20 protein-coding genes are annotated in these 25,901 nt (G+C 69.5%); 13 read left to right on the forward strand and 7 right to left on the reverse strand.

Annotated features, from left to right (window positions below; translation table 11 throughout):
- Nucleotides 1-62: 62 nt before the first annotated feature.
- Both ACRWK7_RS16570 and ACRWK7_RS16575 read right to left on the reverse strand, forming a co-directional pair.
- Nucleotides 63-1,214 (reverse strand): class I SAM-dependent methyltransferase, encoded by a 1,152-nt coding sequence (locus ACRWK7_RS16570; protein WP_431857371.1) that lies wholly within the window; start codon nt 1,212-1,214, stop codon nt 63-65.
- Nucleotides 1,215-1,325: 111 nt separating this feature from the next.
- Nucleotides 1,326-2,366, reverse strand: a complete 1,041-nt coding sequence (locus ACRWK7_RS16575) for a glycosyltransferase 61 family protein (protein ID WP_431857372.1) — start codon at nt 2,364-2,366, stop codon at nt 1,326-1,328.
- Between the two features lie 320 nt (nt 2,367-2,686).
- On the opposite strand from ACRWK7_RS16575, the gene ACRWK7_RS16580 reads away from it, so the two are divergent.
- Both ACRWK7_RS16580 and ACRWK7_RS16585 read left to right on the forward strand, forming a co-directional pair.
- Entirely contained in the window at nt 2,687-3,391 is a 705-nt protein-coding gene (locus tag ACRWK7_RS16580) for an AbiV family abortive infection protein (protein ID WP_431857373.1), read from the forward strand.
- A 109-nt stretch (nt 3,392-3,500) separates the two neighbouring features.
- Nucleotides 3,501-5,927: a beta strand repeat-containing protein gene (locus tag ACRWK7_RS16585; RefSeq protein WP_431857375.1), complete on the forward strand. Its 2,427-nt coding sequence runs from the start codon at nt 3,501-3,503 to the stop codon at nt 5,925-5,927.
- A gap of 16 nt (nt 5,928-5,943) precedes the next feature.
- Here the strand turns inward: ACRWK7_RS16585 and ACRWK7_RS16590 are convergent, their stop codons facing one another.
- Entirely contained in the window at nt 5,944-6,624 is a 681-nt protein-coding gene (locus ACRWK7_RS16590; protein WP_431857376.1) for a class I SAM-dependent methyltransferase, read from the reverse strand.
- Between the two features lie 170 nt (nt 6,625-6,794).
- Here ACRWK7_RS16590 and ACRWK7_RS16595 point away from each other — a divergent pair, with 170 nt between their 5' ends.
- The 3 genes from ACRWK7_RS16595 to galE all read left to right on the forward strand — a co-directional run bounded on the left by ACRWK7_RS16595 (nt 6,795) and on the right by galE (nt 9,562).
- Nucleotides 6,795-7,364 (forward strand): methyltransferase domain-containing protein, encoded by a 570-nt coding sequence (locus ACRWK7_RS16595; protein WP_431857377.1) that lies wholly within the window; start codon nt 6,795-6,797, stop codon nt 7,362-7,364.
- Nucleotides 7,365-7,695: 331 nt separating this feature from the next.
- The gene (locus tag ACRWK7_RS16600; RefSeq protein ID WP_431857378.1) at nt 7,696-8,532 is read left to right on the forward strand and encodes a hypothetical protein; all 837 of its coding nucleotides are present in this window, start codon (nt 7,696-7,698) and stop codon (nt 8,530-8,532) included.
- Between the two features lie 37 nt (nt 8,533-8,569).
- Nucleotides 8,570-9,562, forward strand: a complete 993-nt coding sequence (galE, locus tag ACRWK7_RS16605) for a UDP-glucose 4-epimerase GalE (RefSeq protein ID WP_431857379.1) — start codon at nt 8,570-8,572, stop codon at nt 9,560-9,562.
- Nucleotides 9,563-9,608: 46 nt separating this feature from the next.
- Here galE and ACRWK7_RS16610 read toward each other — a convergent pair whose 3' ends face one another.
- Nucleotides 9,609-12,023, reverse strand: coding sequence for a glycosyltransferase 61 family protein (locus ACRWK7_RS16610; protein WP_431857380.1), 2,415 nt, complete (start codon nt 12,021-12,023; stop codon nt 9,609-9,611).
- Between the two features lie 219 nt (nt 12,024-12,242).
- Between ACRWK7_RS16610 and ACRWK7_RS16615 the strand changes: the two genes are divergently transcribed.
- The 8 genes from ACRWK7_RS16615 to ACRWK7_RS16650 all read left to right on the forward strand — a co-directional run bounded on the left by ACRWK7_RS16615 (nt 12,243) and on the right by ACRWK7_RS16650 (nt 22,462).
- Nucleotides 12,243-13,061 (forward strand): ABC transporter permease, encoded by an 819-nt coding sequence (locus ACRWK7_RS16615; protein WP_431857381.1) that lies wholly within the window; start codon nt 12,243-12,245, stop codon nt 13,059-13,061.
- Nucleotides 13,051-14,424, forward strand: coding sequence for an ABC transporter ATP-binding protein (locus ACRWK7_RS16620; RefSeq protein ID WP_431857382.1), 1,374 nt, complete (start codon nt 13,051-13,053; stop codon nt 14,422-14,424). The genes ACRWK7_RS16615 and ACRWK7_RS16620 overlap by 11 nt, the downstream gene beginning before the upstream one ends.
- 240 nt (nt 14,425-14,664) lie before the next feature.
- Entirely contained in the window at nt 14,665-18,042 is a 3,378-nt protein-coding gene (locus ACRWK7_RS16625) for a glycosyltransferase (RefSeq protein ID WP_431857383.1), read from the forward strand.
- Nucleotides 18,043-18,045: 3 nt separating this feature from the next.
- Nucleotides 18,046-18,597 (forward strand): dTDP-4-dehydrorhamnose 3,5-epimerase, encoded by a 552-nt coding sequence (gene rfbC / locus ACRWK7_RS16630; RefSeq protein ID WP_431857384.1) that lies wholly within the window; start codon nt 18,046-18,048, stop codon nt 18,595-18,597.
- A 30-nt stretch (nt 18,598-18,627) separates the two neighbouring features.
- Nucleotides 18,628-19,683 (forward strand): dTDP-glucose 4,6-dehydratase, encoded by a 1,056-nt coding sequence (gene rfbB, locus ACRWK7_RS16635; RefSeq protein ID WP_431857385.1) that lies wholly within the window; start codon nt 18,628-18,630, stop codon nt 19,681-19,683.
- Nucleotides 19,680-20,570 carry a dTDP-4-dehydrorhamnose reductase gene (gene rfbD / locus ACRWK7_RS16640; protein WP_431857386.1) on the forward strand — a complete coding sequence of 297 codons (891 nt, stop codon included), beginning with the start codon at nt 19,680-19,682 and terminating at the stop codon, nt 20,568-20,570. The genes rfbB and rfbD overlap by 4 nt, the downstream gene beginning before the upstream one ends.
- A 32-nt stretch (nt 20,571-20,602) precedes the next feature.
- Nucleotides 20,603-21,466, forward strand: a complete 864-nt coding sequence (gene rfbA / locus ACRWK7_RS16645) for a glucose-1-phosphate thymidylyltransferase RfbA (protein ID WP_431857387.1) — start codon at nt 20,603-20,605, stop codon at nt 21,464-21,466.
- A gap of 42 nt (nt 21,467-21,508) precedes the next feature.
- A complete protein-coding gene (locus ACRWK7_RS16650; protein ID WP_431857388.1) occupies nt 21,509-22,462 on the forward strand; it encodes a UDP-glucuronic acid decarboxylase family protein in 954 nt (317 codons plus the stop codon).
- Nucleotides 22,463-22,486: 24 nt separating this feature from the next.
- Here the strand turns inward: ACRWK7_RS16650 and ACRWK7_RS16655 are convergent, their stop codons facing one another.
- The 3 genes from ACRWK7_RS16655 to ACRWK7_RS16665 all read right to left on the reverse strand — a co-directional run bounded on the left by ACRWK7_RS16655 (nt 22,487) and on the right by ACRWK7_RS16665 (nt 25,896).
- Nucleotides 22,487-23,446, reverse strand: coding sequence for a class I SAM-dependent methyltransferase (locus ACRWK7_RS16655; RefSeq protein ID WP_431857389.1), 960 nt, complete (start codon nt 23,444-23,446; stop codon nt 22,487-22,489).
- Nucleotides 23,447-23,647: 201 nt separating this feature from the next.
- Nucleotides 23,648-24,454, reverse strand: coding sequence for a hypothetical protein (locus tag ACRWK7_RS16660; protein WP_431857391.1), 807 nt, complete (start codon nt 24,452-24,454; stop codon nt 23,648-23,650).
- A 71-nt stretch (nt 24,455-24,525) separates the two neighbouring features.
- Nucleotides 24,526-25,896: an HlyD family type I secretion periplasmic adaptor subunit gene (locus ACRWK7_RS16665; RefSeq protein ID WP_431857392.1), complete on the reverse strand. Its 1,371-nt coding sequence runs from the start codon at nt 25,894-25,896 to the stop codon at nt 24,526-24,528.
- Nucleotides 25,897-25,901: the final 5 nt, after the last annotated feature.

Here is a 25,901-nt window from a genome sequence, read left to right on the forward strand (position 1 = left end):
CATAGTCGGGGGCTCGCGGCCCGACAACCGCTTCCGCCGGCCCCGGCCGCGCCGCCGCGGGGTCATGGCGGCGGGGTCATCGTGGAAACCCACGCCTGCTGCCAGCGCATCTGCTCGTTGGCGAACAGCCCGGTGGCGTAGGGGACGAACGCCGCGCGGTCGGCGGCGCGGGCGCACACCGCGTCGAAGGAGACGCCGGCGGCCTGCCGCTCCTCAACCAGACGCTGGCTGGCCAGCACCTTCAGCAGGCCGAGGTCGCAGAACTCCATGCCGTACCGCTCGGCGATCCACGCGAACGCGGCGCGGCCGTAGAAGAAGACGTGCTGCCCGGTCTCCGGCGCCAGGTACCCCCAGTCCGGGCCCTGACCGTCGAAGGTGTCGGTGGTGAACACAACGAGGTCCGGCCGCCCCGCCATCAGCGCGTCGATGTCGGCGCCGGGGTTGGGCAGGTGCTCGAACACTTCGAAGGCGGTGACGACGTCGGGCTTCGCCGCAGCGTAGTCGGGCACGACGTAGACGTCGCTGTAGAACGGCGCCTGGTACTTGTCGTAGGACAGCATGTTGAAGCCGCGGTCGCGCATCATCCGCGTGAACAGGCCGTTGCCGCCCCCGAAATCGACGAAGGTCCGCCGACCGTCGAGCTGCAGCAGGGTGAACAGTCCGAAGCACTCGATCACCAGCTGCAGGGTGCGCCGGCAGATCCCGTAGTCGGGGCCGACGGTGGTGTGGGCATAGGCCTCCTCGAGCCAGTGCGGCGCTTCCGTCTGCAGCGACCCGCAGGCCCCGCACAGGAAGTAGCCGGTGACGTGCCGGCCGCGCACCGTCCGGAACATGCGGAACCGCGTCGCCCCGCCGCACAGCCGGCAGGCCGGGGCGTCGTCGCCGGGCAGGCCCTTCGCCGCGTCGAGCAGCCAGTGTGCCCGTTGCCGGCTGGCCCGGGCCTCGGCCGCGCGCCCGCAGGCGTCGAGGGCGGCGGCGAGGTCGCGGTGGGCTGCGGCGTCGTTTGGCTCGTTCCGCACCGCCCGGCCGAGCAGCTCGGCGGCTGCGGCGGCGTCGCCTTCGCCGGCCAGAATGACGCCCAGCCGGCGCGGCGCGGTCGGGTCCCCGGGGGCCGCATCGAGGATGCGGGCGTACAGCCCCTTGGCTTCGGCGGCCCGCCCCGCGGTGAGGTGGGTGTCGGCGAGAGCGAGCGCCTCGGGAAGGGTGAGCTGCATGGTGACGGACCTTGGACGGCGGAAAGGGGCTAGGGACGGAAGCGGTAAGATAGCGGCGGTGCCGGGCGACCGCGACGGACTTTTCCCGGCCGTCCGCCCGCTTCCGGTCGGTCAGTCGGGCCGGACGGTCTCTATGAAGCGAGCCACCGCCGCCCAGGGCAGATCGGTGATCTCCCGGTTGTTGTCGGCGCCGTGGCCGAAGGCGTCGCCGTGCCGGCTGTGCTCGCGGAATACGTAGCCGTCCGCGTGCCCTTCGATGCCGAAGTAGGTGTGCCGCTTCAGCTCCGCCAGGATCTGGTAGTCGTAATGGTGGGCGCCCGCCGGGAAGATCTCCAGCACCGCGGCGTGCGGCGGCAGCCAGAGCATGTTGGTCAGGCCATTGCCGTGCACGCCAACCATGAGGTCGTAGCCGGCGGTGACTCGCACCTGCTCGTCCCAGGGCAGGGCGGCGTAGTCCACGGCATCGACCCGGATACCGGCGTCGCGCAGCGCCGCCAGCACCGCCGCCTCCAGGCCGGCGGACAGGCAGCGCGGCGGGTTGCGCTTCACATAGACCGCGCGCGGCGCCGTGCCGCCGGCCGGGCGCGGCCGGGGATCGGCCGAGACGTGGCGGTGGATCGTCTCCACGAAGTCCCGCGTCCAGGCGCTGGCGATCGGCAGCACCGGCTCGAGGAACTTGTTGATGCCGGTCACCGCCAGGGTGCGGTCGATCAGCACGACGTTCCGAAGCTCGCCCGGGGTCAGAGTGGCCGGGGAGACCACCTCCGCCTGCGGGTAGGCGGCGGTCAGCAGGGCGCGCTGGATGTTGTGCTGCGCCGGATTCGTCCAGTTGTCGCTGGTGAAGACGATCCTGTGCACCGCTGCCTCGGGCAGGAACGCCCGCTGGAAGGCGTGCAGCGCCAGGAAGATCTCCATGAAATGGAAGTAGTGGCCGATGAAGCGCGGGTCATGAACAAGGAAGGTCACCTCGCGCCACAGCGCGATGTCCGGCACGGCACCGGGGAACGCGAGCGCCTCGCCGAACGCGACGGCGAGCCCCTGGTCGGCGCGCCGCTCGACCTGCGCCAAGCGGAACAGCCGATAAGGCATGCGCTCCGCCTGATCGCCGTGCAGGATGATCGGCGCGCGGCCGCCGCCGGTGCTGTCGTGCATGACCGTGGACTTTTCCCTTGTCGGACGTGTCGGATCCTGGTGATCAATGCCGGGATCGTGGTCTTTCCACAAGAGGCGTCGGCGCGGCGTCCGCCCGTCCGGCGCGGCCGTACAGCCGGACCGCGAATCGGCGCACCGCTGCGCAGCCTCGGCGATGGCCGGCCCAACGGCGTCGTCGCGTTGATTTCGCTGGCCGCCGAAGGCCGATATCCGGCTGCGCCGGAGTTTTCTTGTGCCGCTTCTTAGTTGCAGTGTGCAGATTCCCGAAACCTTGCTATTCTCACGGGGGGCGTCGGCCTCCGCATTATAGGGACGCGTTGATGCCTGCAGGGCTCAGCCATTACAGAGGGTCGCTGACGTCGAAGGAGCTTGCCGACGGCATCAACGCAGCTCGGCGTAATGCCCATCGACTCGCCACCGACGCCAAGCTGATGCTGTCGTTGAAGCGCTATCCCTCGGCGGCGCTGATGGCGGTGCTGGCCATCGAGGAGGCCGGCAAGGTCTCGATCCTGCGCGCCCTTCCCTTCGCCCGCACCGACGAGGAGCTGCAGGCCGTCTGGCGCGACTACCACCGCCACCGGGCGAAGAACGGCGCATGGCTGGTGCTCGATTCGCTCAAGCGCACGGGTGGGCGGTTCAGCGACGTGGTCACCGCCGCCGACCAGAACAGCGAACACACGGCGCTGCTCGACACCGTCAAGAAGCTGGCGCTCTACACGGAATGCGTCAGCAAGGGCGCCTGGTCGTCGCCGGACGAGGTGATCACGCCCGAGGTTGCGGTCGAGCTGGTGCGCGTCGCCGAGCTGCTGTCGCAGATCAAGGAGGTGACAGAGCGCGAGATCGATCTGTGGATCGAGCACCTCGGCCCGGTCTGGAACACCCCGGCGATGGCCTCCGCGCTGGTGTCTTGGGCGGCCGCCATGGAGCGCGCCGGGCTGGTCGCGCCGGCACCGGACGATCTGCAGCGCATCCTGTCCGGCCGCGAAACGCTGGCCGGCCTGCTTCAGCGCAGCCGCGCCGGCTGACTACGGCCGCAACGCCTTCCGGCGGCCGGCCCGGCGCGCGGCGCCGCCTTGACAGGCTCCGCCGCAGCCGTCATCCCAGGGTTGGAGCTGCTTGAAGGAAATCACTGCCGTGCCGACTCAGATCGACGAACGTTCCGCCACCGGCCCCAACCGCGCGGTCGGCGCCACGACGGCCGTCGTGGGCGGCCATCTGGTGCAACTGGCGGACAGCGGCAATTCGGTTACCGTGATCACCGTGGCCGACACCATCTTCGGCGGCGCGGGTACCGACGTGGTGGTGCTCGGCTACGTGTCCGGCACCACGCTCATCTCCGCAGTCGAGACGCTGGCCGGCAGCGCCGGCGCGGACGTCGCCTTCGTCGCCGACGCCGGCAGCACCCTGCGGGTCGAGGCTGTGGAGATCCTGGTCGGCGGGTCCGGCACCGATGTCGCGACGCTCGAAACCGCCGGCAACACGCTGACCGTGCGCGGTGTCGAGCTGCTGACCGGCAGCGTCGGCACCGACCTCATCGTCATCGGCGACACCGGCACGACGCTGACGGTCGGCGGTGCGGTGGAATCGCTGACCGGCGGCGCCGGAACGGACACGATCACGCTGGGCACGGCGGGCAACTCGATCCTAGCGCGCGCCCTGGAAACCCTGACCGGCGGCGCCGGCACCGACGTGGTGACCATCGGCGACGCCGGCCTCACGGCGATGGTGGGCGCGCTGGAGGCTGTGACCGGCGGCGCGGGATTCGACGTTCTGTTCACGGCGGCCACGGGCGGCACGATGGCGGTGACCGGCGTCGAGATCGTCGTCGGCGGGGCGGGGGTTGACGACCTGACGCTGGGCGCGGCTGGAAACACGGTGACCGTGCGCGGGGTCGATCTGGTCATCGGGGGCGCCGGCGCCGATCTGGTCATCACCGGCGACACCGGCACCACCATGACGCTGGGCACCGCGGTGGACATCGTGGTCGGCGGCGCCGGCACCGACGCGGTCACGCTGGCGGCCGGTGGCAACACGATCCTGCTGCGCGGGCTGGAGGTGCTGACGGGCGGCAGCGGCACCGACATCGTCGTCATCGGCAACACCGGCACGACGATGACCGCCGGCGCCATCGAGACTCTGGCCGGCGGCGCCGGCACCGACGTGATCCTCACCGCCGCCGCCGGGGTGTCGCTGGTGGTGAGCGGTCTGGAGATCCTTGTCGGCGGCGCCGGCCACGACCAGGTCGAGCTGGGCAACTCCGGCTCCACCGTGACGGTGCGCGGCATCGACGTGCTGACCGGCGGCACCGCCGCCGACCTGGTGATTACCGGCGACACCGGTACCACCATGACGGTGGTTGGCAGCGTCGAGATTCTGGTCGGCGGCGCCGGTACCGACGCGATCACGCTGGGGGGCGCGGGCAGCACCACCCTGCTGCGCGGCCTGGAGACGCTGGCCGGCAGCGCCGCCACCGACGTGGTGACCATCGGCGACACCGGCACCACGATGGTCCTGAGCGCGCTGGAGACGGTGATCGGCGGCGCCGGCACCGACGTGCTCTTTGTCGCTGCGGCGGGCGGCACGCTGACGCTGACCGGGGTGGAGATCCTGGTGGGCGACGCGGGCGCGGAGAACGTCACGCTGGGAACCTCGGGCGCCACGCTGACGGTGCGCGGCATCGACCTGCTGACCGGCGGCGCCGGCAACGACGTGCTCGTCATCGGCGACACCGGCACGACGATGACGGTGGGCGGCGCTGTCGAGCTGCTGAACGGCGGGGCGGGCACCGATCTGGTGACGCTCGGCAACGCCGGCAACACCGTCGCCGTCCGCCTGCTGGAGACGCTGTCGGGCGGCACCGGCCGCGACGTGGTCACGCTGAACGGGACGACGACGCTCACCTTGTCGGGCATTGAGACGCTGACCGGCAGCGCGGGCGTGGACGTGCTCTACGCCACCTCGGCCGGCTCCACCATGGTGCTCAGCGGCGTCGACACGCTGGTCGGCGGCGCTGGGGTCGACGTGGCGACGGTGCTCAGCGGCATCATCCGCTTCGAGACCGGCTCGAACGGCGGAAGCCAACTGACGCTGGCGAGCGGCAACGCCACCGACCTGGTGGTGTTCGGCAGCCCCACCGCCGTCGCAACGGGCGCCACCGGCGGCTTCAGCCAGATCGCCAACTTCCAGACCGGCACCGACCGGGTGGTGGTGGCGAGCGCCCTGCGCACGCTGCTCGACCGCAACGGCGACGGGACGGTCCAGGCGGCCTCGCGCGCCTCCAACGCCATCACCATGGGCAGCGACGAGGTGGTGCGGCTGACCACGGCGACGGCGGCGCTCAACGACACCAGCCTCTCCAGCGTCAGCGCGGCCATCGGCACGCTGGTCGGCTCGTCCGCCAACGCGAGCGTCCTGGTGCTGGCCAACAACGGCGCCAGCACCGGCATGTACCTGGTCACCGATGCCAACGGCGACGGGCTGTTGGCGCCGACCGACATCCGCCTGCTGGGCGTGTTCAGCGCCGCCCCCGGCGTGGCGTCGACCGACGTCGTGTTCGGCTGAACCGGCCCGGGCCGGTTCAGCCGCGCGCGTGGCCCCAGAAATTAGGGTACAGCACCATCGGGAAGTGGTTGGAGGCGTGCAAGATGGCGAGGCCGACGGGGCCGAGCGTCTTGCGCACGTATTCCTTCTTGAACTCGGTGTCGCTGCGGTTCTTCTCGATGCGGATGTCGGTGAAGCCGGCTCCGCGCAGGAGGCGCTTGAGACTCGGGTAGGTCTGCAGCGAGCAGTGCTCGCGGAACAGCCAAGCCAGCTTCTCCCGGTTGAACAGGCGCAGCGCCAGCACCCAGTACGGCACGTCGATCAGGATGTTCGGCGTCTGGAAGATGAACAGGCCGCCCGGCCGCAGGAGGCGGCGCACGTTTTTCAGGTACTCGTCGATCGGGCCGATGTGCTCGATCACGTCGAACATGGTGATGGCGTCGAAGCTGCCCTCCTGGAAGGGAAGGTGGGTGCCGTCGTAGGCGTGCAGGCGTCCCGCGAGTTCGGGGTATGCCGCCGCGCCGCGCGCGACCGCGGCGGCATCGACATCGACGCCGTGCACGTCGGCGTAGCCGGCCAGATGGAAGTTCTGCAACAGGCTGCCGTACCGGCATCCGATGTCCAGGATCCGCGCGCCGCGATCGACCCGCAGTGTGTTGAAGTACTCCAGGCAGGATTCGGTGTCGCCCCGCTCGCCTTCCAACAGCACCGCACCCATGCCGGATCCCTCGCCCGCTCTCTCCGTGTTTGGGGTCCGTTGATAGGCACATCGGCCGGCAAACGCAACGCAAGAGCGGCCAGCATCCCCGATTGCCGGATTGGTCGGATTGTTCTAAAAGACGCCGGACCCTGACGCCCACCCCTGATCCTAGGCGGAGCCTTTTCCCGATGCGACGTGAACACTGGTGCCGGGTGGTGATGAATCGGGCGGTCGAGGCATACGTCAACAAGCTGGACCACCCGCGCCTGGCCGCGCTGGAGATTTCCGGGCGGGCGTGGGCGCACCTGCCCTTCAAGCTCCACTTCCCCACCGGCTATCCCAACTACGACGTCTGCAAGTCGGCGCTTGTCTACGAGGACAAGGGCCAGAAGCCGTTCGACATCATCTTCATCGAGCAGGTGCTGGAGCACGTGCAGTCGCCGGCGGCGGCGGTACGCAACATCTACAACTCGCTGGCCGAGGGCGGGCATCTGGTGCTGAGCACGCCGTTCCTGCTGAAGATTCACGACGCGCCGGGTGACTACTGGCGCTGGACGGAGGCCGGCCTGAGGCTGCTGCTGCAGGAGGCGGGCTTCGCCGCGCAGGACATCGAGACCGGGTCGTGGGGCAACCGGGACTGCCTGATGGCCAATCTCGACGACTGGGCGTGGTACGACCCGGAGCAGCACTCCCTGCGCAACGAGCCGGAACTGCCGCTGGTGGTGTGGGCATTCGCCCGCAAGTTCAAGCGCGCGTAACGCCGGTCCCCGGCACCCCGGCGGCGCGCGGGGTGCCGGCGGACGCGCAGGGCCGTCGCGTTGGATTTCGATCGGTTCGCCCGGAAGCGCTTGGGATAGTATTGACAATCAGCCGCGGCGGACATTGTCCTGGCACGCTGTAATAATTTTAAGACCGGACAGACCGAATCCTTCGTGGGTGGGCGCCTTCGTCTTTCCCCCGCCGCTGGGAATTGGCTCTTCTTGACAGCCCAGGCGCGAACTGATACGCCACACCACTTTAGGCGCGCTGAAGGGATTGCGGTGCTTCGGCGTGCGGAATCGCGTGCGGCCGCAGAGGTAATCGGAAGCAATGATTTACAACTGCTTCATCTTTTTCAATGAGCTCGATATCCTTGAGCTGCAACTTGAAGAGACATATGATTACGTTGATAAATTCGTGATCGTCGAGGCGACGGAAACGCATATGCATGTTCCGAAGCCTTTGTACTACGCCGACAACCGTTCAAGATTCCAACGCTTCGCCGACAAGATCATACACGTCGTCGTTGATGACATGCCCGCTGGCGCCGATTCGTGGCAGATGGAGTTTTTTCAGCGCAACGCGATTGCGCGTGGTCTTGCGGATACCACGGCTGAAGACACCATCATCATCGCGGACGTCGATGAGATCATCCGGCGCGAGTGCCTTCGGGACCTGCGCAACGATCCGCGCTTGCTGGTCGGAATGCGTCTGCAGTTCTCGTACTTCCGGCTCAACTACGTCAACGTGGCGGGGCCGGAACAACACATGGTCTGGGCAATTGCGGCGAAGCAGCCCGTGGTGGCGCAGACCTCACCGCAGAAGATCCGCGACTCCCGCTTCGGCATCCACGCCAAGGCGGCGTCGGGCGCCTTCGACGGGCAGGTGGGGGCGATCGACAACGCCGGCTGGCACTTCTCCTACATCGGCAACACGGCGCACGTCGTCAACAAGCTGCGCAACTTCTCCCATCAGGAATTCAACGTCGATAGCTTTCTGCAGAGCATCGACGTCGACGATCTGATCCGCCGGGGGGCCGACCTGTTCGACCGCTCCGGGTATCGCTGGGAGCTGTGGCCGGTGGACGAGCGCTTTCCGGTGACGCTGCGCCAGAACATCGACCGCTACCAGACGCACATCGGAAAGGTCGGGGGCGGGCCGGTCTGACCTCGTCCACGACATCCGGCAGCGATTCGATACAACGATGGCAACATTCCTAGTCACCGGCGGCGCGGGCTACATCGGCAGCCATATCTGCAAGTTGCTGGCACGGCGCGGTCATCGCCCCGTCACATACGACAATCTGTCGCGCGGCCATCGCGGCGCGGTGCGGTGGGGGCCGCTCGAAGAGGGGGACCTGAACGACGCCGCGCGCCTGCGCGAGGTTTTGCACCGCTGGCGGCCGGACGGCGTCTTCCACTTCGCGGCCCTGGCCTATGTCGGGGAATCGACTGGCGATCCGGGGCTGTACTACCGCAACAATGTGGTCGGCACGCTGTCGCTGCTGGAAGCCATGCGCGACGCCGGGGTGGAGCGCATCGTCTTCTCCAGCACCTGCGCCACCTACGGTCTGCCGGTCCGGCCGCTCATTGAGGAAACCGATCCGCAGCGGCCCATCAACCCCTACGGCCGCAGCAAGCTCATGGTCGAGAGCATGCTGCGCGACTTCGCCGCCGCCTATGGCACGCGCCCGTTAATCGTGCGCTATTTCAACGCCGCCGGTGCCGACCCCGAGGGCGAGATCGGGGAGCGCCACGATCCGGAGCCGCACGCGGTGCCGCTGGCGATTCAGGCGGCACGCGGGCGCATTCCCCGGTTTCAAGTGCTGGGCACCGACTACGACACACCCGACGGATCGGCGGTGCGGGACTACGTGCATGTCTGGGACCTCGCCGAGGCGCACTGCGCGGCCATGGAGCGGTTGGAATCCGGACACTCCGGGGAGGCGGTCAACCTGGGCACCGGGGTTGGCACCTCGGTGCTGGAGTTGCTTGCCGCGGTGGGGCGCGTTTCCGGTCGCCGGGTGCCGGTCGCGCACGCCGCGCGGCGGCCCGGTGATCCGCCCAGTTTGGTGGCGAACGCCGGCCACGCCAACGCGGTGCTCGGCTGGCGACCGCGCTACCGCGGCATCGACGACATCGTCCGCACGGCCTGGGACTGGCACACCGGTGCCGGCGACCAGGCTGTAGACGTGTGATCCGAGGCATCCGGGACAGGCCAGCCGCGCGCTCCCGAGCGGCCGGTCAGGCGATCGCCTCGAACAGCGCCCTGAACCGGCTTAGCGGCACCACGTAGTCGCCGAGCCGGTTCAGCCGATCCTCGATCAAGATGCCGTAGCGGTGCCTGAGCTGGGTGCACATCATCCAGTACATCGGTTCGATCATGGTGTCGTTGGTGAGATCGATGACCGTCGTCCCCGGCGGCGAGAACAGGACGTTGGCCAGCCCGGCCCCGGCGGCGCCGATGACGCAGCGCGCGTCCGAGAACAGTTCGGCGATCTCGCGGACGGACAGCTCGGAATTCGTCACCACCGTCACGCCGTAGCGCGACAGGTACTCGATAATCTCGTCCTCGTTCAGGATCTGCCGGGCGTAGGCGTCACGGCGGGACACGTAGAAGATCCTCGATCCGCGCGGCTTCTCGGGGATGCCGTAGGCCTCCAGCAGCCGCCGGCGCACCGCCTCGGTCCCGAACGGGGAATAGTACCACTCGGTGGTGGAGGCACAATAGGCACGGTCCAGTTCGAAGGTCCCGTTGCCGACCAGCAGCAGCCGCTCGCGCGGGACGCCGAAGGCTTCGAGGATCTCGCGGGCGAAGCGGGCTTCCTCGTAGACGCGCCGGTTCAGCACGAAGGGATGGTCGCGCGTCTCCTCATGCGTCTGGTAGATGTGCAGCTTCGCGGCGATGCACACCAGCCAGGACGCGTAGTGGTGGGCGTGCATGCCACCCAGCACGTTGTGCGGCGCCATGATCCGCGATGGCGGATGCGGCATGCGGATGCGGTAGCGGTCCTCATCCCAACGGAACCCGAGGCTGCCGCTTCCGGAGGGCAGGAACCCCTCGTCGAACAGCCGGGACTCCTCGAAGAAGTCGCCCGCGGTGGAGTACAGCGAACACGCGTTGCGGAAGCGGCAGCCGTCGATGCGCGACAGGAACACGCCTTCCGACCCGGCGTAGCGCGGGAACGGGTAACGCTGGTGCCAGGCGGCCCTTTCGTAAACCCGCTCGGCGATCTGGAGCATCACGCATTCGTAGAAGCGGCTGTCGTGGACCTCCGGCTCGTAGTTGAAGGGCGGCGCCAGGGGGATCACCCGCGCGGGCTCCAGCCGCAGGGTGGAGATCCGGCCGGCCGGGTCGCGCGGGTGGAAGCGTCCGTCGTTCGGCACCGCGGCGAACGGCGTCAGGCGCCCGACCACCGGCTGATGGTCCGCAAAGGTGTCGCCGCCGATCTCGCGCACCGCCGGTTCGACCGCCGGCGGCAGCGACCGCGCGGCCTCGGCGAGCACGCCGTAGAGCGCGTCGAAATAGCCGCGGAGCGATTCGTACATCCCCGGCCCGCGGGGCAGCGGCGAATGCTGCTGGCCGAACTTGCGATTGACGCTTTCTGTGAAGAAGGACAGAGCCCGGCCGCGGTCGGTGCCGATCAGAAGGCTGCCAAGGCCGATGTAGGGCTCCGCCAGCGCCGGCGCCAGCGCTTTGGCCCGCTCGAACGCCTCCGCCGCCTGCGTTTGTGCGCCTCGCACCAGATGCACCGCCGCGATGCCCAGCACCGCCCAAGCCGACGTCGGATGCCAGCGCAGCGCGGCGTCGAAACTGGCGACGGCGTCGTCGTGCCGGCGCTGGGCGTGCCGTGCGTAGCCGAGATCGACCCACGCCGCCGCGTGGCGCGGGCTGATCGCGACCGTCCGCTCCAACGCCGCCGCTGATCGGCCGAAACGACCCAGCCGGTAGAACGCCTTGCCGATCCCGTGGCAGGCGTCCACCCGCCCCGGCTCCAGGACGAGCGCGCGGCGGAGCAGCGCGATGGCCTCATCGTACTGCTTGTGGGCGAGCAGGATCAGGCCGATGGCCTGCTGCTGCTCCGCGTCGGCGATCCCGCGGTCGGCCACCGCCTGCAGGAGCCGCGTGCCCTGTCGCGGGCGGCCGAGTTCCAGATCGATCAACCCCTGCAGGCGATCGGCGTCCGGCAGAGGCGCGCCGCGCTCCCGCGCCTCGCGCACCGCCTGCTCGACGCGCTGAAGCGCCTGCTTGAGGCCGTCCGCCGCGGCGAGCGGATACCACTCGCGCACCACACAGGCGCAGATCGACGTCACCTTGCGCTCGAGGACGAAGGCGTAGAGCGCGGCGCACCGGTCGAGGCCGCCGCGGGCGCGCTCGGCTTCGGCGCTGGCGAGGAACACTTCCAGCAGGCGCAGAAGCTGCGTGTGGCCGTCCGGGATCTCGGGGTCGAGCGATACGGCGCGCGACAGCCGCGTCGCCGCCTCAAAATGACGGCCGTGCTGCCAGGCCAGCGTCCCCATCCGGTAGAGCGCGGCGGCGTTCTCCGGTTCGGTGGCCAGGACGGCCGCGCAGTGTTCCGCGGTTTCCGCCAGCTGGCCGGCACGGTGCGGATCGTCCGCGGCTTGCGGCCGTTGCGGTGGGGCGTCGTCAGGGATCATAGGAACAGCGCTGGGCGGCCGGAACGAAAGGTGGGCGCCACTCTATTCGCCCCCCCTCAACGGTTCAACGGCGCAGTGCGGATGCGGCGGCGGGGAGTGCTTCGGCCACGGCACCGCCCGGCGGTTTCGCTTGAACGGGGCAGGGGCGGGCGCTATGGTCGGCCGGCCGAAGCGGGGGATTATTCTAAGTTGCTGGAATCGCAGACTTCTAGGCCAGGTGTGGCGGATTCCGGTGCCGGTCCCCTGGCGCTTTTCCGGACAGCGTGGCGGCACCGCAGCCTCATCCTGCGCCTTGCCAGGCGCGAGATCGACGCGCGCTACCGCGGCTCCGTCCTGGGCATCGTCTGGGCGGTGATCAACCCGTTGCTGATGCTCGCGGTGTATACCTTCGTCTTCACCGTGGTGTTCCAGGCCCGCTGGGGCGCGGCCGGCACCGGCAGCGTGGAGTTCGCGCTGCTGCTGTTCTCCGGCTTGGTGCTGTTCACCGTCTTCTCCGACGGCGTGAACCGGGCGCCCGGCCTGCTCCTGGAGAACGTCAGCTACATCAAGAAGGTCGTCTTCCCGCTGGAGATCCTGCCGCTGGTCACGCTGGTGGTGGCGCTGTTCAACGCGGCGATCGGCTTCGCCATCCTGCTGGTCTTCTACGCGGCGGCGCTCGGCCTGCCGCCCCTCACGGTGCTGCTGCTGCCGCTGGTGCTGCTTCCGTTGTGCCTGATGACGCTGGGGATCTCCTGGTTCCTGGCGTCGGCCGGCGTCTTCCTGCGCGACATCCGGCAGGTGGTCGGCGTCGCGGTGACCGTCCTGATGTTCCTCAGCCCGATCTTCTATCCGCTGACCGCGGTGCCCGAGCGCTTCCGCGGCCTCATCCACCTCAACCCGCTGACGCCGATTCTGGAGCAGTCCAAGGACCTGCTGTTCTGGGGCCGGGTGCCCGCGCCGCTGGAGTGGGGGGTCGCCACGCTCGCCGCCTGGGGCGTGGCCTGGCTCGGCTACGCGTGGTTCATGAAGACCCGCAGGGGCTTCGCCGATGTCGTCTGAACCGGAGATCGTCATCGACGCCGAAGGGCTGGGCAAGGCCTACGCCATCTTCAAGCGCCCGCAGGACCGGCTGAAGCAGATGCTGGTCCGTGGCCGGCGCAAGTACTACGACGAGTACTGGGCGCTCAAGGACGTGTCGCTGAGCGTGCGCAAGGGGGAGACCGTCGGGCTGATCGGCCGCAACGGCTCCGGCAAGTCGACCTTCCTACAGCTGCTGTGCGGCACGCTGACGCCGACCACGGGCCGCATCGCCGTCACCGGGCGCGTCGCCGCGCTCTTGGAGCTGGGGGCCGGCTTCAATCCCGAGTTCACCGGGCGTGAGAACGTCTACCTCGCCGCCTCGGTGCTCGGCCTGTCCAACGAGCAGATATCCCAGCGCTACGCCGCCATCACCGAGTTCGCCGGCATCGGCGACTTCATCGAACAGCCGGTCAAGCTCTATTCCAGCGGCATGTACGCCCGCCTCGCCTTCGCGGTCGCGGCGCACGTGGACGCCGACATTATGATCGTGGACGAGATCCTGGCCGTCGGCGACGCTGCCTTCACGCAAAAGTGCATGCGCTTCATCCACCGCTTCAAGGAGCGCGGCACGCTGTTCTTCGTGTCGCACGACACCGGACAGGTGGTGAACCTATGCGACCGGGTGGTGTGGCTCGACAACGGGTCGGTGCGCGCCATCGGCCCGGCCAAGGACGTCTGCCACGACTACCTCGCCGACCTCTACGCCGAGCGCGACACCTCCAGCACCTTCCGGATCGGCGGCAGCCGCCGCACCCCGCCGCCGGAGCAGCCGGTCGAGGACGCCCGCGCTGAGCTGCTGAAGGCGTCCGAGCACCGCAACGCCATCGAGCTGTTCGACTTCAACGACGCCGGCCCGTGGTTCGGCCAGCGCGGCGCCAGCATCCTGGGCGTCGAGCTGCTGGACGCCTCCGAGCAGCGGCTGGCGGTGCTGGAAGGCGGCGAGGTCATCACGCTGAAGGTGACCTGCCGCGCCGAGCAGGACGTGCACCGGCCGATCGTCGGCTTCTACGTCAAGGACAAGCTCGGCCAGAACCTGTTCGGCGACAACACCTACCTCACCTATCAGCTCGACACGATCACCGTGCCGGCGGGGCAGGACTTCGCCGCCCGCTTCCGCTTCCAGATGCCGTACCTGCCGAGCGGCGACTTCTCCGTCACGGTGGCCGTGGCCGAGGGGACGCAGACCGACCACGTGCAGCACCACTGGATTGACGACGCGCTGTTCTTCAAGGTGCACGCCAGCCATGTCGTCCGCGGCCTCGTCGGTATCCCCATGCTGGCGATCTCGCTGGAGACCGGCTCCGGGCAAGCCGTCAGCCCGGCTGGAGCCGGACGGCGATAGGACGCGGCGCGCAGCAGCTCCGGTCCGCGGAGCGGCGGCCGGGACAGCGGCTTGCATTCCATAAATGCTCAGCGTATGTCTGTCGCCGTCATGCGAACGGCGTGCGGCCATTGCAGCCGGTCAGATGCACAGGCTAAGACGGCGCGCCGTGCCCTGGGCGATCGGGGCTCCGAATACAGCAGCACGGCGGGCGGGCACGGGCGCGCGCCGCGCCGTGCCAGACAGAGCAAGAGGCGACAGGTGGATTCGTTTTTGAAGGACCCGGGATCCGACACGCTCAGCCGTCTCTGCCGACCCATCAGCTTCCTCACCCCGGATCTCATCACGGCGCCGCCGTCGTGGCTCGGGCACACGCCCTTCGCGCTGTGGAGCATCGAGGCGCTGCGCCCGCAGACCTTCGTCGAGCTGGGCACGCACACCGGCAACTCCTACTCGGCCTTCTGCCAGGCGGTGAAGCAGCTTGGCACCGGCACCGCGTGCTACGCCGTGGACACCTGGCAGGGCGACCCGCAGGCCGGCTATTACGGCGACGAGGTGTACCGGAGGCTCGCGGACTTCCACGACCTGCGCTACGGGGCGTTCTCGCGCATGCTGCGCATGACCTTCGACGAGGCCGCCGGGCACTTCTCGCCCGGCAGCGTCGATCTGCTGCACATCGACGGCCTGCACACCTATGACGCCGTGCGCCACGATTTCGAGACGTGGCTGCCGAAGATGAGCCCGCGCGGGGTCGTGCTGTTCCACGACAGCAACGTGCGCAAGGACGACTTCGGCGTCTGGAAGCTGTGGGACGAGCTGTCGGCCGCCTACCCGTCCTTCGGGTTCCTGCACTCCAACGGCCTGGGCGTGCTCGGCGTCGGCGGCGAGCTGCCGGAGGCGGCGCAGTGGCTCTTCGACGCCCGTGGCGGCGAGCGCGAGCACGAGATCCGCGCCTTCTTCGACCGGCTGGGCAGCGGGGTGATCGAGACCCAGCAGGCGCAGGCACGCGCCGACCACATCCTGGCCCTTCAGGGCGAGATCGCCGGCCTGCACGAGGCGGTGCGCGGCAAGGTCGACGAGATCCGCAGCGTGATGACCACGGTCGCCGAGCGCGACCGCGACATCGCCATACTCCAGGGCGGAGTCGCGTCGCGCGACCAGATCATCCTCGACCTCCAGGCGGTGCAGCGGGACCGCGAGCAGGCCATCGCGGCGCGCGACCGCGACATCCTCATCCTCCAGGGCGAGATCGAGGCGCTGCGCGGCGCCAACGCCGAGCAGGACGCGGTGATCCGCAACCGCGACGAGCGGCTGCGCGGCCTGTACAGCTCGACCTCCTGGAAGGTGTCGGCGCCGGTGCGCAAGCTGGGGCGGCTGGTGCAGTCGCTGCGCCGCTACCACCGCTCGCGCCGGCACCGCATGGCGCTGGAGCCGATGCACGACGTCGTCGTCCAGGGGCGCGGCTTCGAGAGCACCGGTGTCGACCCGGCGCTCCGCCTCGTCTCCGACCAGGGGCGCTGCCCGACCGGCTGGTGCGTGGTCTCCTACCGCGTCGCCGACTCGTCGGTGCCGCTGTCGCCGCTGCTCTACGTCGATTGCGGTGCCGGCTTCGGCGAGGGCGGGATCATCCGCCTGCCGCCGCTGCTGGAGGGCAGCGCCGAGACGCTGGTCCTGCTGCCGAACGACGCCAAGGCCCTGCGCCTCGACCCCACCGACCGGCCGGCCAGCTTCGTCATCGAGGAGCTGACGATCCACGAGATCGGCAAGGTCCAGGTGCTGCAGCGCGCGCTGCAGCAGTACCGCGGCCAGACCGGGCGCGGCCTCGACTACCTGCGCCGGCACGGCTGGGGGGCGGCCAAGGCGCGCCTGCTGCACGGCCTGCTGCCCAGCAACGTGACCGCCGACTACGACACCTGGGTCGGCCTGTACGACACCCTGACCCCGGCGGACCGCCAGGCCATCGCGGCGTCGATCGCGCGGATGCCGCAGCGCCCGATGATCTCGGTCGTCATGCCGGTCTACAACACGCCGGAGCCCTACCTGCGCCGCGCCATCGACACGGTGCTGGAGCAGCTCTATCCCGACTGGGAGCTGTGCATCGCCGACGACGCGTCCACCGCGCCGCACGTCGCCCGCGTGCTGGAGGAATACGCCGGCCGCGACGCGCGCATCAAATGGGTGCGGCGCGAGACCAACGGCCACATCTCGGCGGCCAGCAACACCGCGCTGGAGCTGGCGACCGGCACCTTCGTCGCCCTCATGGACCACGACGACGAGCTGCCGCCGCACGCCCTGTACGTGGTCGCGGAGGAGATCGTCCGGCACCCCGACGCCGACGTGATCTACTCCGACGAGGACAAGATCGACGAGAACGGCCGGCGCTACGACCCGTACTTCAAGTCGGACTGGAACCCCGACCTGTTCTGCGGGCAGAACATGGTCAGCCACCTGGGCGTGTTCCGCCGGACGCTGCTGGAGGCGATCGGCGGCTTCCGCGTCGGCTACGAGGGCAGCCAGGACTACGATCTGGTGCTGCGCGCGGTCGAGAAGACCGACCGGACGCGCATCCGCCACATCCCGATGATCCTCTACCACTGGCGCGTCTTCTCGGCGTCCTCGTCCTTCTCGACGGTGGCGCTGCCGACCGCGACGGACGCCGCGCGGCGCGCGCTGCAAGACCATTTCGACCGCATCGGCGTGCCGGCCAGGGTCGGCGCCGCGCCGGGGGCGGAGTGGTACTCGCGCATCACCTACCCGATGCCGGACCCGGCGCCGCTGGTCTCGCTGATCGTGCCGACGCGCGACAAGCTGGACCTGCTGCGCCAGTGCGTCGAAGGGCTGCTCGGCGAGACCGACTACCCGAACCTGGAAGTGCTGATCCTCGACAACAACAGCGAGGAGGCGGAGACGCTCGCCTACTTCGCGTCGCTGGAAGGCCGCGAGCGGGTCAAGGTGCTGCGCTACGAGGGGCCGTTCAACTTCTCGGCCATCAACAACTACGGCGTCCAGCACGCCCGGGGCGAGCTGATCGGCCTGATCAACAACGACATCAAGGTGATCGAGCCCGGCTGGCTGAAGGAGATGGTCAGCCACGCGGTGCGCCCGGAGGTGGGCGCGGTCGGCGCCAAGCTGTACTACGGCGACGACACCATCCAGCACGCCGGCGTGGTGACCGGCATCAACGGCGTCGCCAACCACATCCACAAGAACCTGCCGCGCGAGCATCCCGGCCATTTCGGCCGGCTGCGCCTGGTGCAGAACATGTCCTGCGTCACCGCCGCCTGCCTGATCATGCGCCGGGCGGTGTTCGACGAGGTCGACGGGCTGGACGAGGAGAACCTCGCCGTCGCCTTCAACGACGTCGACCTGTGCCTGCGCATCCGCGAGAAGGGCTATTTCCTGGTGTGGACGCCGCACGCCGAGCTGTACCACCTGGAATCCGCCTCGCGCGGGTCCGACATGGCGCCCGACAAGATCGCCCGCTTCATGCGCGAGATCCGCTACATGCACGGCCGCTGGGGCAAGGCGCTGATCGAGGATCCGTTCTACAACCCCAACCTGACGCTGGAGGCCGCCGACTTCGGGCTGGCCTTCCCGCCGCGCGTCGTGCGGCCCTGGCTTCAGAAGGAAAGCGCCTGACCCATGGAAGTCACCGAACTGGCCATTCCCGACGTCAAGATCATCCGCCCGAAGAAGTTCGGCGACCACCGCGGCTTCTTCTCGGAGACCTACAGCAAGCGCGCGTTCGAGGCCGCCGGCCTGCACTACGACTTCGTGCAGGACAACCAGTCGCTGTCGGCCGAGGTGGGCACCGTGCGCGGCCTGCACTTCCAGCTGCCGCCGTTCGCCCAGGACAAGCTGGTGCGCGTGGTGAAGGGGGCGATCCTCGACGTCGCCGTGGACATCCGCCGGGGCTCGCCCACCTTCGGCCGGCACGTCAGCGCGGTGATCAGCGCCAAGGATTGGAACCAGATCCTGGTGCCGATCGGCTTTGCGCACGGATTCTGCACACTGGAACCGGACACCGAAGTCATCTACAAGGTGACCAACTTCTATTCGGCCGAGCATGACCGCGGCCTCTTGTGGAACGACCCGGAGCTGGGCATCGAATGGCCGGTCGCCGCCGACAAGGCCCAGCTCTCGGACAAGGACCGCAAGGCGCCGCGCCTCGCCGACCTGACCGACGTGTTCTGATGTGGATCTGACAGGGGCAAAGGTATTCTGATGAAGCGTATCGTCGTCACCGGCGGGGCCGGATTCATCGGCTCCGCCGTCGTCCGTCAGCTTCTGGCCGAGACCGACGCCTTCGTCGTCAACCTGGACAAGCTGACCTACGCGGCCAACCTCGCGTCGATCCCGGGCGCCGAGGGCAACCCGCGCTACGTCTTCGAGAAGGTGGACATCTGCGACGGCGAGGCGCTGAAGCGCGTCTTCGCCCAGCACAAGCCGGACGCCGTCATGCACCTGGCGGCGGAATCGCACGTCGACCGCTCCATCGACGGGCCGGGCGAGTTCATCCAGACCAACGTGGTCGGCACCTTCCGCCTGCTGGAGGCCGCGCGCGGCTACTGGCTGTCGCTGCCGGCCGAGCAGCGCGCCGCCTTCCGCTTCCACCACATCTCCACCGACGAGGTGTTCGGCTCGCTGGGCGACGAGGGCTTCTTCACCGAGACCACGCCGTACAGCCCGAACTCGCCCTATTCGGCCAGCAAGGCCTCCTCGGACCATCTGGTGCGGGCGTGGCACGAGACCTACGGGCTGCCGGTCGTGCTGACCAACTGCTCGAACAACTACGGCCCGTACCATTTCCCGGAAAAGCTCATCCCGCTGATGATCCTCAAGGGTCTCAAGGGCGAGCCGCTGCCGGTGTACGGCAAGGGCGACAACGTGCGCGACTGGCTGTACGTCGAGGATCACGCCCGCGCGCTGCGCCTCGTGCTGGAGAAGGGCCGCATCGGCGAGAGCTACAACATCGGCGGCAACAACGAGCGCACCAACCTCGAGGTGGTTCGCACGCTCTGCGCCCTGCTGGACGAGATGAACCCCGCCGGCGCGCCGCACGAGCGGCTGATCACCTTCGTCGCCGACCGCCCCGGCCACGACAAGCGCTACGCCATCGACGCCGGCAAGATCACCCGCGAGCTGGGCTGGACGCCGCAGGAGACCTTCGAGACCGGCCTGCGCAAGACCGTCGAATGGTACCTGGGCAACCGCGACTGGTGGCAGGCCATCCTGAACGGGTCCTACCGCGGCGAGCGTCTGGGGCTCGAGGTGGCATGAAGGTCCTGATCCTCGGCACCAGCGGTCAGGTCGGCGACGCGCTGATGCGCGCGGCCTGGCCCCAGGACAGCGCCCTCGTCGGGCTCTCCCGCCCGGACATCGACATGCTGCGGCCCGAGACCGTCGAGGCGGCGGTCGCGGCGCACGCCCCCGACCTGGTGGTCAACGCCACCGCCTACACCGCCGTGGACAAGGCGGAGAGCGACCGGGACGCCGCCTTCACGGTCAACCGCGACGGCCCGGGCCGGCTGGCGGCGGCCTGCGCGGCGCGCGGCATCCCGCTCATCCACATCTCCACCGACTACGTCTTCGACGGCAGCAAGCCCGGCCCCTACACCGAGGAGGACCCGGTCCGCCCGCTCGGCGTCTACGGCGCCAGCAAGGAGGCCGGCGAGGCGGCGGTGCGCACGGCGCTGCCGCAGCACGTCATCCTGCGCACCTCGTGGGTCTACGCCGTGCACGGCGCCAACTTCGTGAAGACCATGCTGCGCCTCGGGCGTGAGCGCGAGGAGCTGGGCGTGGTCGCCGACCAGCACGGCGCGCCGACCGCCGCCGCCGACATCGCCGACGCCATCGTCGCCATCGCGCGTCGCATCGACAGCGATCCCGCCGGCGTTTGGGGCACCTACCACTTCACCGGCGCCGGCGAGACCACGTGGCACGGCTTCGCCGACCGCATCTTCCAGCGCCTGGAGCGGGAGACCGGCCGCCGGCCGCGCCTGAAGGCGATCGGCACCGCCGATTACCCCACCCCGGCCCGCCGCCCGGCCAACTCGCGCCTGGACTGCGCCAAGATCCGCGCCGTCTTCGGCATCGAGCCTCCCCGCTGGGGGGACAGCCTGGAGCGCGTGCTCGACGCGCTGCTCTCCCCGGCGACGGCATCGTAAACCCAAAGAAACGCTCAGCAGGCGACGCGACCATGAAGGGCATCATCCTGGCCGGCGGTTCCGGCACGCGGCTCTACCCGGTGACCCGGGCGATCAGCAAGCAGCTGCTGCCGATCTACGACAAGCCGATGATCTATTTCCCGCTCAGCACGCTGATGCTGGCGGGCATCAAGGACATCCTGATCATCACCACGCCCCAGGACCAGCCGCTGTTCCAGACGGTGCTGGGCGACGGGGCGCAGTGGGGCATCAACCTGACCTACGCCGTGCAGCCCTCGCCCGACGGGCTGGCGCAGGCCTTCATCATCGGCCGCGACTTCGTCGGCAACGACAGCTGCGCGCTGGTGCTCGGCGATAACCTCTTCTACGGCCACGGCCTGACCAACCTGCTGCGCTCGGCCGGCGAGAAGGCGAGCGGCGCCCGCGTCTTCGCCTACGCCGTGCGCGACCCGGAGCGCTACGGCGTCGTCGAGTTCGACGCCCAGGGCCGCGCGCTCAGCATCGAGGAGAAGCCGGCCAACCCGCGTTCCAAGTGGGCGGTGACGGGGTTGTACTTCTACGACAACCAGGTGCTGGACATCGCGGCGGCGGTGAAGCCGTCGGCGCGCCGCGAGCTGGAGATCACCTCGGTCAACGCCGCCTATCTGGCGATGGGCAAGCTCGAGGTCGAGCAGATGGGCCGCGGCTACGGCTGGTTCGACACCGGCACGCACGACAGCCTGCTGGAGGCGGCGGAGTTCGTCCGCACCGTGCAGAACCGCCAGGGCCTGCAGATCGCCTGCCCGGAGGAGATCGCCTACCACGCCGGCTGGATCGACGCCGAACAGGTGCGCCGCCTCGCTGAACCGCTCAAGAAGAACGACTACGGCCGCTATCTGCTCGGTCTGCTCGACTGAGTTCGGCCGCGGCCACGATCCACCAAGGCAGGACAGGTCTCCATGCGGGCTCTCAACAAGAAGCGCGTCCTCGTCACCGGCGGCGCCGGCTTCCTCGGATCGCATCTGTGCGAGCGCCTGCTGGAGCAGGACTGCGACGTCCTGTGCGCCGACAACTATTTCACCGGAAGCCGCGACAACGTCGCCCACCTGCTGGGCAACCCGCATTTCGAGCTGATGCGGCACGACGTGACGTTTCCGCTCTACGTCGAGGTGGACGAGATCTACAACCTCGCCTGCCCGGCCTCGCCGATCCACTACCAGCACGACCCGGTGCAGACGACCAAGACGTCGGTGCACGGCGCCATCAACATGCTGGGGCTGGCCAAGCGGCTGAACGCGAAGATCTTCCAGGCCTCGACCTCGGAGGTGTACGGCGATCCCGCCGTCCACCCGCAGCCGGAGGAGTACTGGGGCAACGTCAACACCATCGGCCCGCGCGCCTGCTACGACGAGGGCAAGCGCTGCGCAGAGACGCTGTTCTTCGACTACCACCGCCAACACAGGCTGCCGATCAAGGTCATCCGCATCTTCAACACCTACGGACCGCGCATGCACCCCAACGACGGGCGCGTGGTGTCCAACTTCATCATGCAGGCGCTGAAGGGCGAGCCGATCACCGTCTACGGCGACGGCAGCCAGACCCGCTCCTTCTGCTACGTCGACGACCTGATCGAGGGTTTCCTGCGCTTCATGGCGGCGCCGGCCGGGGTCACCGGTCCGCTGAACCTCGGCAACCCCGGCGAGTTCACCATGATCGAGCTGGCGGAGATGGTGATCCGCCTGACCCGCTCCGCCTCGCGCATCGAGCACCGGCCGCTGCCCCAGGACGACCCCAAGCAGCGCCGCCCGGACATCACCAAGGCCAAGGCCCTGCTGAACTGGGAGCCGAGGGTGCCGCTGGAAGACGGGCTGGGACGGACCATCGCCTACTTCCGCAACCGCTTCTTCGCCTGACGCCGGGTCCGGCGACGGCTGCGGCTATTTGCTGCAGACCGCGACGAGGCTGACGTAGAAGGCCGTGTCGTTCAGCGCGCACGGCGAGATGCGGCCGAACTCCACCTTCGGGAAGAAGGGCGCCAGCGCGCGGCCGAGGCTCCGCTGGTTGAAGAAGTTGACGTGCGTCGATTCCAGCAGGTGCCACGGCACCAGACGGTGGCGGGTGCCCAGCGGGATGGCGGCGATGTCCGGCACCGTCAGGATCAGCCGCCGCCGCGTCAGGCGCGCCATCTCCGAGATGGCCGCCGCGTGGTCCGGGATGTGCTCCAGCACCTCCGACGCGATCACGGTGTCGAAGGCCCCGCTCCCGTACGGGCTGGGAAAATCACCCGCGTAGAGCGTGACGTAAGGCGCCACATCCGGCCTCAGAGCCTGCCGGACCGGTTCGCGGTCGATCTCCAGCCCCCGGGCGTCCAGGCCGCGCCCGCGCATGGCCCGGACCAGCGCGCCGCTGCCGCAGCCGAAGTCGAGCACCGGCCCTTCGGTGCCGGCGACCAGCTCCGCCACCTCGGGGTCCGCCTCGGGGTTGGGCGGCCCGAAGCCGTAGATGTCGTCGCGGGTGAGGACCCTCTCCGTGTCGAAGAGGGTGCCGTAATGCGGCTCCACGAAGCCGACCCGGGCGTCGAGCGGGAAGTCGCGATCGCCGATCCTCACGCTCGTCAGCGCCTGCGGATCGCCGCCGAAGCCGTCGACCAGCCGGTATTCGAGCACGAGCCCCGCCTGCGGCACCAGCTGTCCATCACCGGGCGGCACGTCGGGCCGGGCGAAGCGGTAGGCCGCGGTGTGCTGCAGCGCCCGGTCATCCAGCGCGAGGCGCGGCGGCTCGATGGTCCAGGTCGGCTGCTGCGACCAGCCGACGAGGCGCACGAGCCCCAGCGGGTCGATCTGCGCGGTGTCGAGGATGCCCCAGGGCAGGACCAGGGCCAGTGGCAAGGAAATCATGCGCGCGATGCATCCGGGGTTGCGGGGCGGGGCGGGGCGGGCCGGAACGGCGGCAACCGCAGGGGGCCGAGCGTGCGCTCCCCCGCAACCTAAGTGCTCGGACGGCATGGACTCCAGCCGGCTTTGCTGCATAGCACATAGTGCCGAGCGCACACCCGCTCCCCGGCCAATCGCCATAATACGGCGGACGTGGGGGCGCGCTTACGCGCGGGCCGTCATGACGGCCCAGGGGGTCTGCTCCCTACGGCCTTCCCACGTCACGACCATCTGGTCCAGCTCGCTGAGCGTGCTCAGAGCGTCCGGAAGCCTTCCGGCGCGGGAGCGGCCGTCCAGCACGACGACCTCATGCGTCGCGGCGAAGCGCGGCGGCACGATGGTGGACGCCGGGTTGCCGCCCCAGTCGTGCAGTTCCATGATCAGATCCATCCCGCGCAGCGCCGGAAAAAGGTCGGGCCGGATCAGGTCGACCTCGCCTCCTTCGATGTCGCAGACGACGAGCGTCCGCTTGCCGGCGAACCCGGCGAACATGGCGCCGTCGAAACGGTCGGCGATGTGCAGCCGCTCGCCCACCCCGTTCAGGCGCGCCATGTTCGCGCACAGGCGACGCGCGTTCGGGTCGATGTCGTAAGCATGGACCTGCGCCTGCGGAAGACGCCGGGCGAAGCCGACGGCGTAATAGCCCTCGGCGCAGCCGATGTTGACGACGGCGTCGTATCCGCGCGTGCAGGCGGCATCGAAGTGGAGGTGCAGCGCGCCCTCGTAGGTTCCCATGAGCTTCGGCAGGTAACACCCATCCGAAACCTCGTCGAGCAGGCGCATGCCGGCGAAGGGGCCGCCGGCGACGACCCGCTGGGTGCGCTCGACCAGCACCGCCTTCAGGATCTCCATGCGGTAGGCGGCGCCCAGCAGCAGCAGGTCGTAGGACCGCTTCTCGTTGGGGGCGTCGCTTTCGAGCAACTGCCGCAGCCGCTGATCGACGTGGCTGCGCATGGGGGCGTGTCCGGACATCGCTGCATCCCTGCTCTCGGGGAGGGAAGCTGTACGACGGCGGGGGCGGCCAGACAAGCCCGGCCGCCGCGTCAGGGCTCGCGGATGCTCTCGTCCAGCGCGCGGATCACCGGGTAGAGGAAATAGGACAGCACCGAGCGGGTGCCGATGCGGATCTCCGCCGTCGACAGCATGCCCGGGCTGAGCCGCGTGCCCTCCGGCACCCCCTCCAGACGGGTCGCCGTCAGCCGCACGCGGGCGCGGAAGACCGCCTCGCCGCCCGCCTTGGCGCCACCCTTGCCCTCAGGTTGGCTCTCGCGCTGGAAGGCGTCGGCGCTGATGGTGCGCACCTCGCCGCTCAGCGTGCCGTGGCGCTGGAAGGGGAAGGCATCGAGCTTGACGCGGACGGGATCGCCGGTGCGCACCAGGCCGACGTCGCGCGACGGGATCTCCACCTCGACCTCAAGCGGCACCGCCGCCGGGACCAGGGTGACCAGCGGCTCGGCCTCCTTGATGACCGATCCGACGGAGCGCTTGGCCACCTCCAGCACCACCGCATCGACCGGCGCCGTCAAGGTGACCAGCGAGCGGCGGCGCTCGGCCTTGGCGATCTGCTCGACCAGGGTGGCGCGCTGGCGCTGCTGTTCGACCAGCTCCTCGGCGGTCTTGCGGCGCCACTCGTCCATGAAGGCGGCGCGCTCGGCCTGCACGCCCTTCAGCTCGTGCTCCGCCTCGCGTTCGCGGTCCTTGAGGTTGGCCAGCTCGTCGCGCATGCGCAGCCGCTCGTTGCGGGCCTCCAGGTAGGTCAGGCGCGACCCGGTCTGCTTCTCGTGCAGCTGGCGGCGGATGCCCTCCACCTCCTCGATGACGGCGAGCCGCTCGGCCAGCCCGGCCTGCGCCTTGCGGCTGGTGGCGAGCCCGGCCTGCAGCTGGGCCGCGCGCTCGTCGAGCTGGGACAGCCGGGAGCGGTACTCGGCGCGCCGGCGCTCGAGGATGGACGCCTGCATGACGGCGTCCGGCCCGCGGCCGGCGGGGTCGAAGGCGCCGCCGTCCAGTTCGGCGCGCAGGCGGCCGAGGTGCGCCTCGACGCTCGCCAGCCGGGCCGCGAGGTCGGCGAGGTCGGCCGCCGCGAAGGTCGGGTCGAGTGTGGCCAGCCGGTCGCCGGCGCGCACCAGATCGCCGACCTCCACGTCGATGGAGCGGATCACCGCGGTCTCCAGCGGCTGCGCCATCACCAGGGGTGCCGTGGTAACCAGCCGGCCGCCGGCGGAGACCAGCCGGTCGACCTGCGCCAGCGCCGCCCACAGCACCGCCGCCGCCAGCAGCGCCGCCAGCACGTAGAGCGTCGAGCGCGCCGTCCAGTGCATCGGCGTCAGCTCGATGGCCTCGCCATCCGGCAGGTAATCGACGGCGAAGCCGGCGGGGAGGCGCGAGCGGCGGGACAGGAGGGTCGGCCAGGCCATGGGCG

This window comes from Azospirillum sp., from assembly GCF_050789165.1.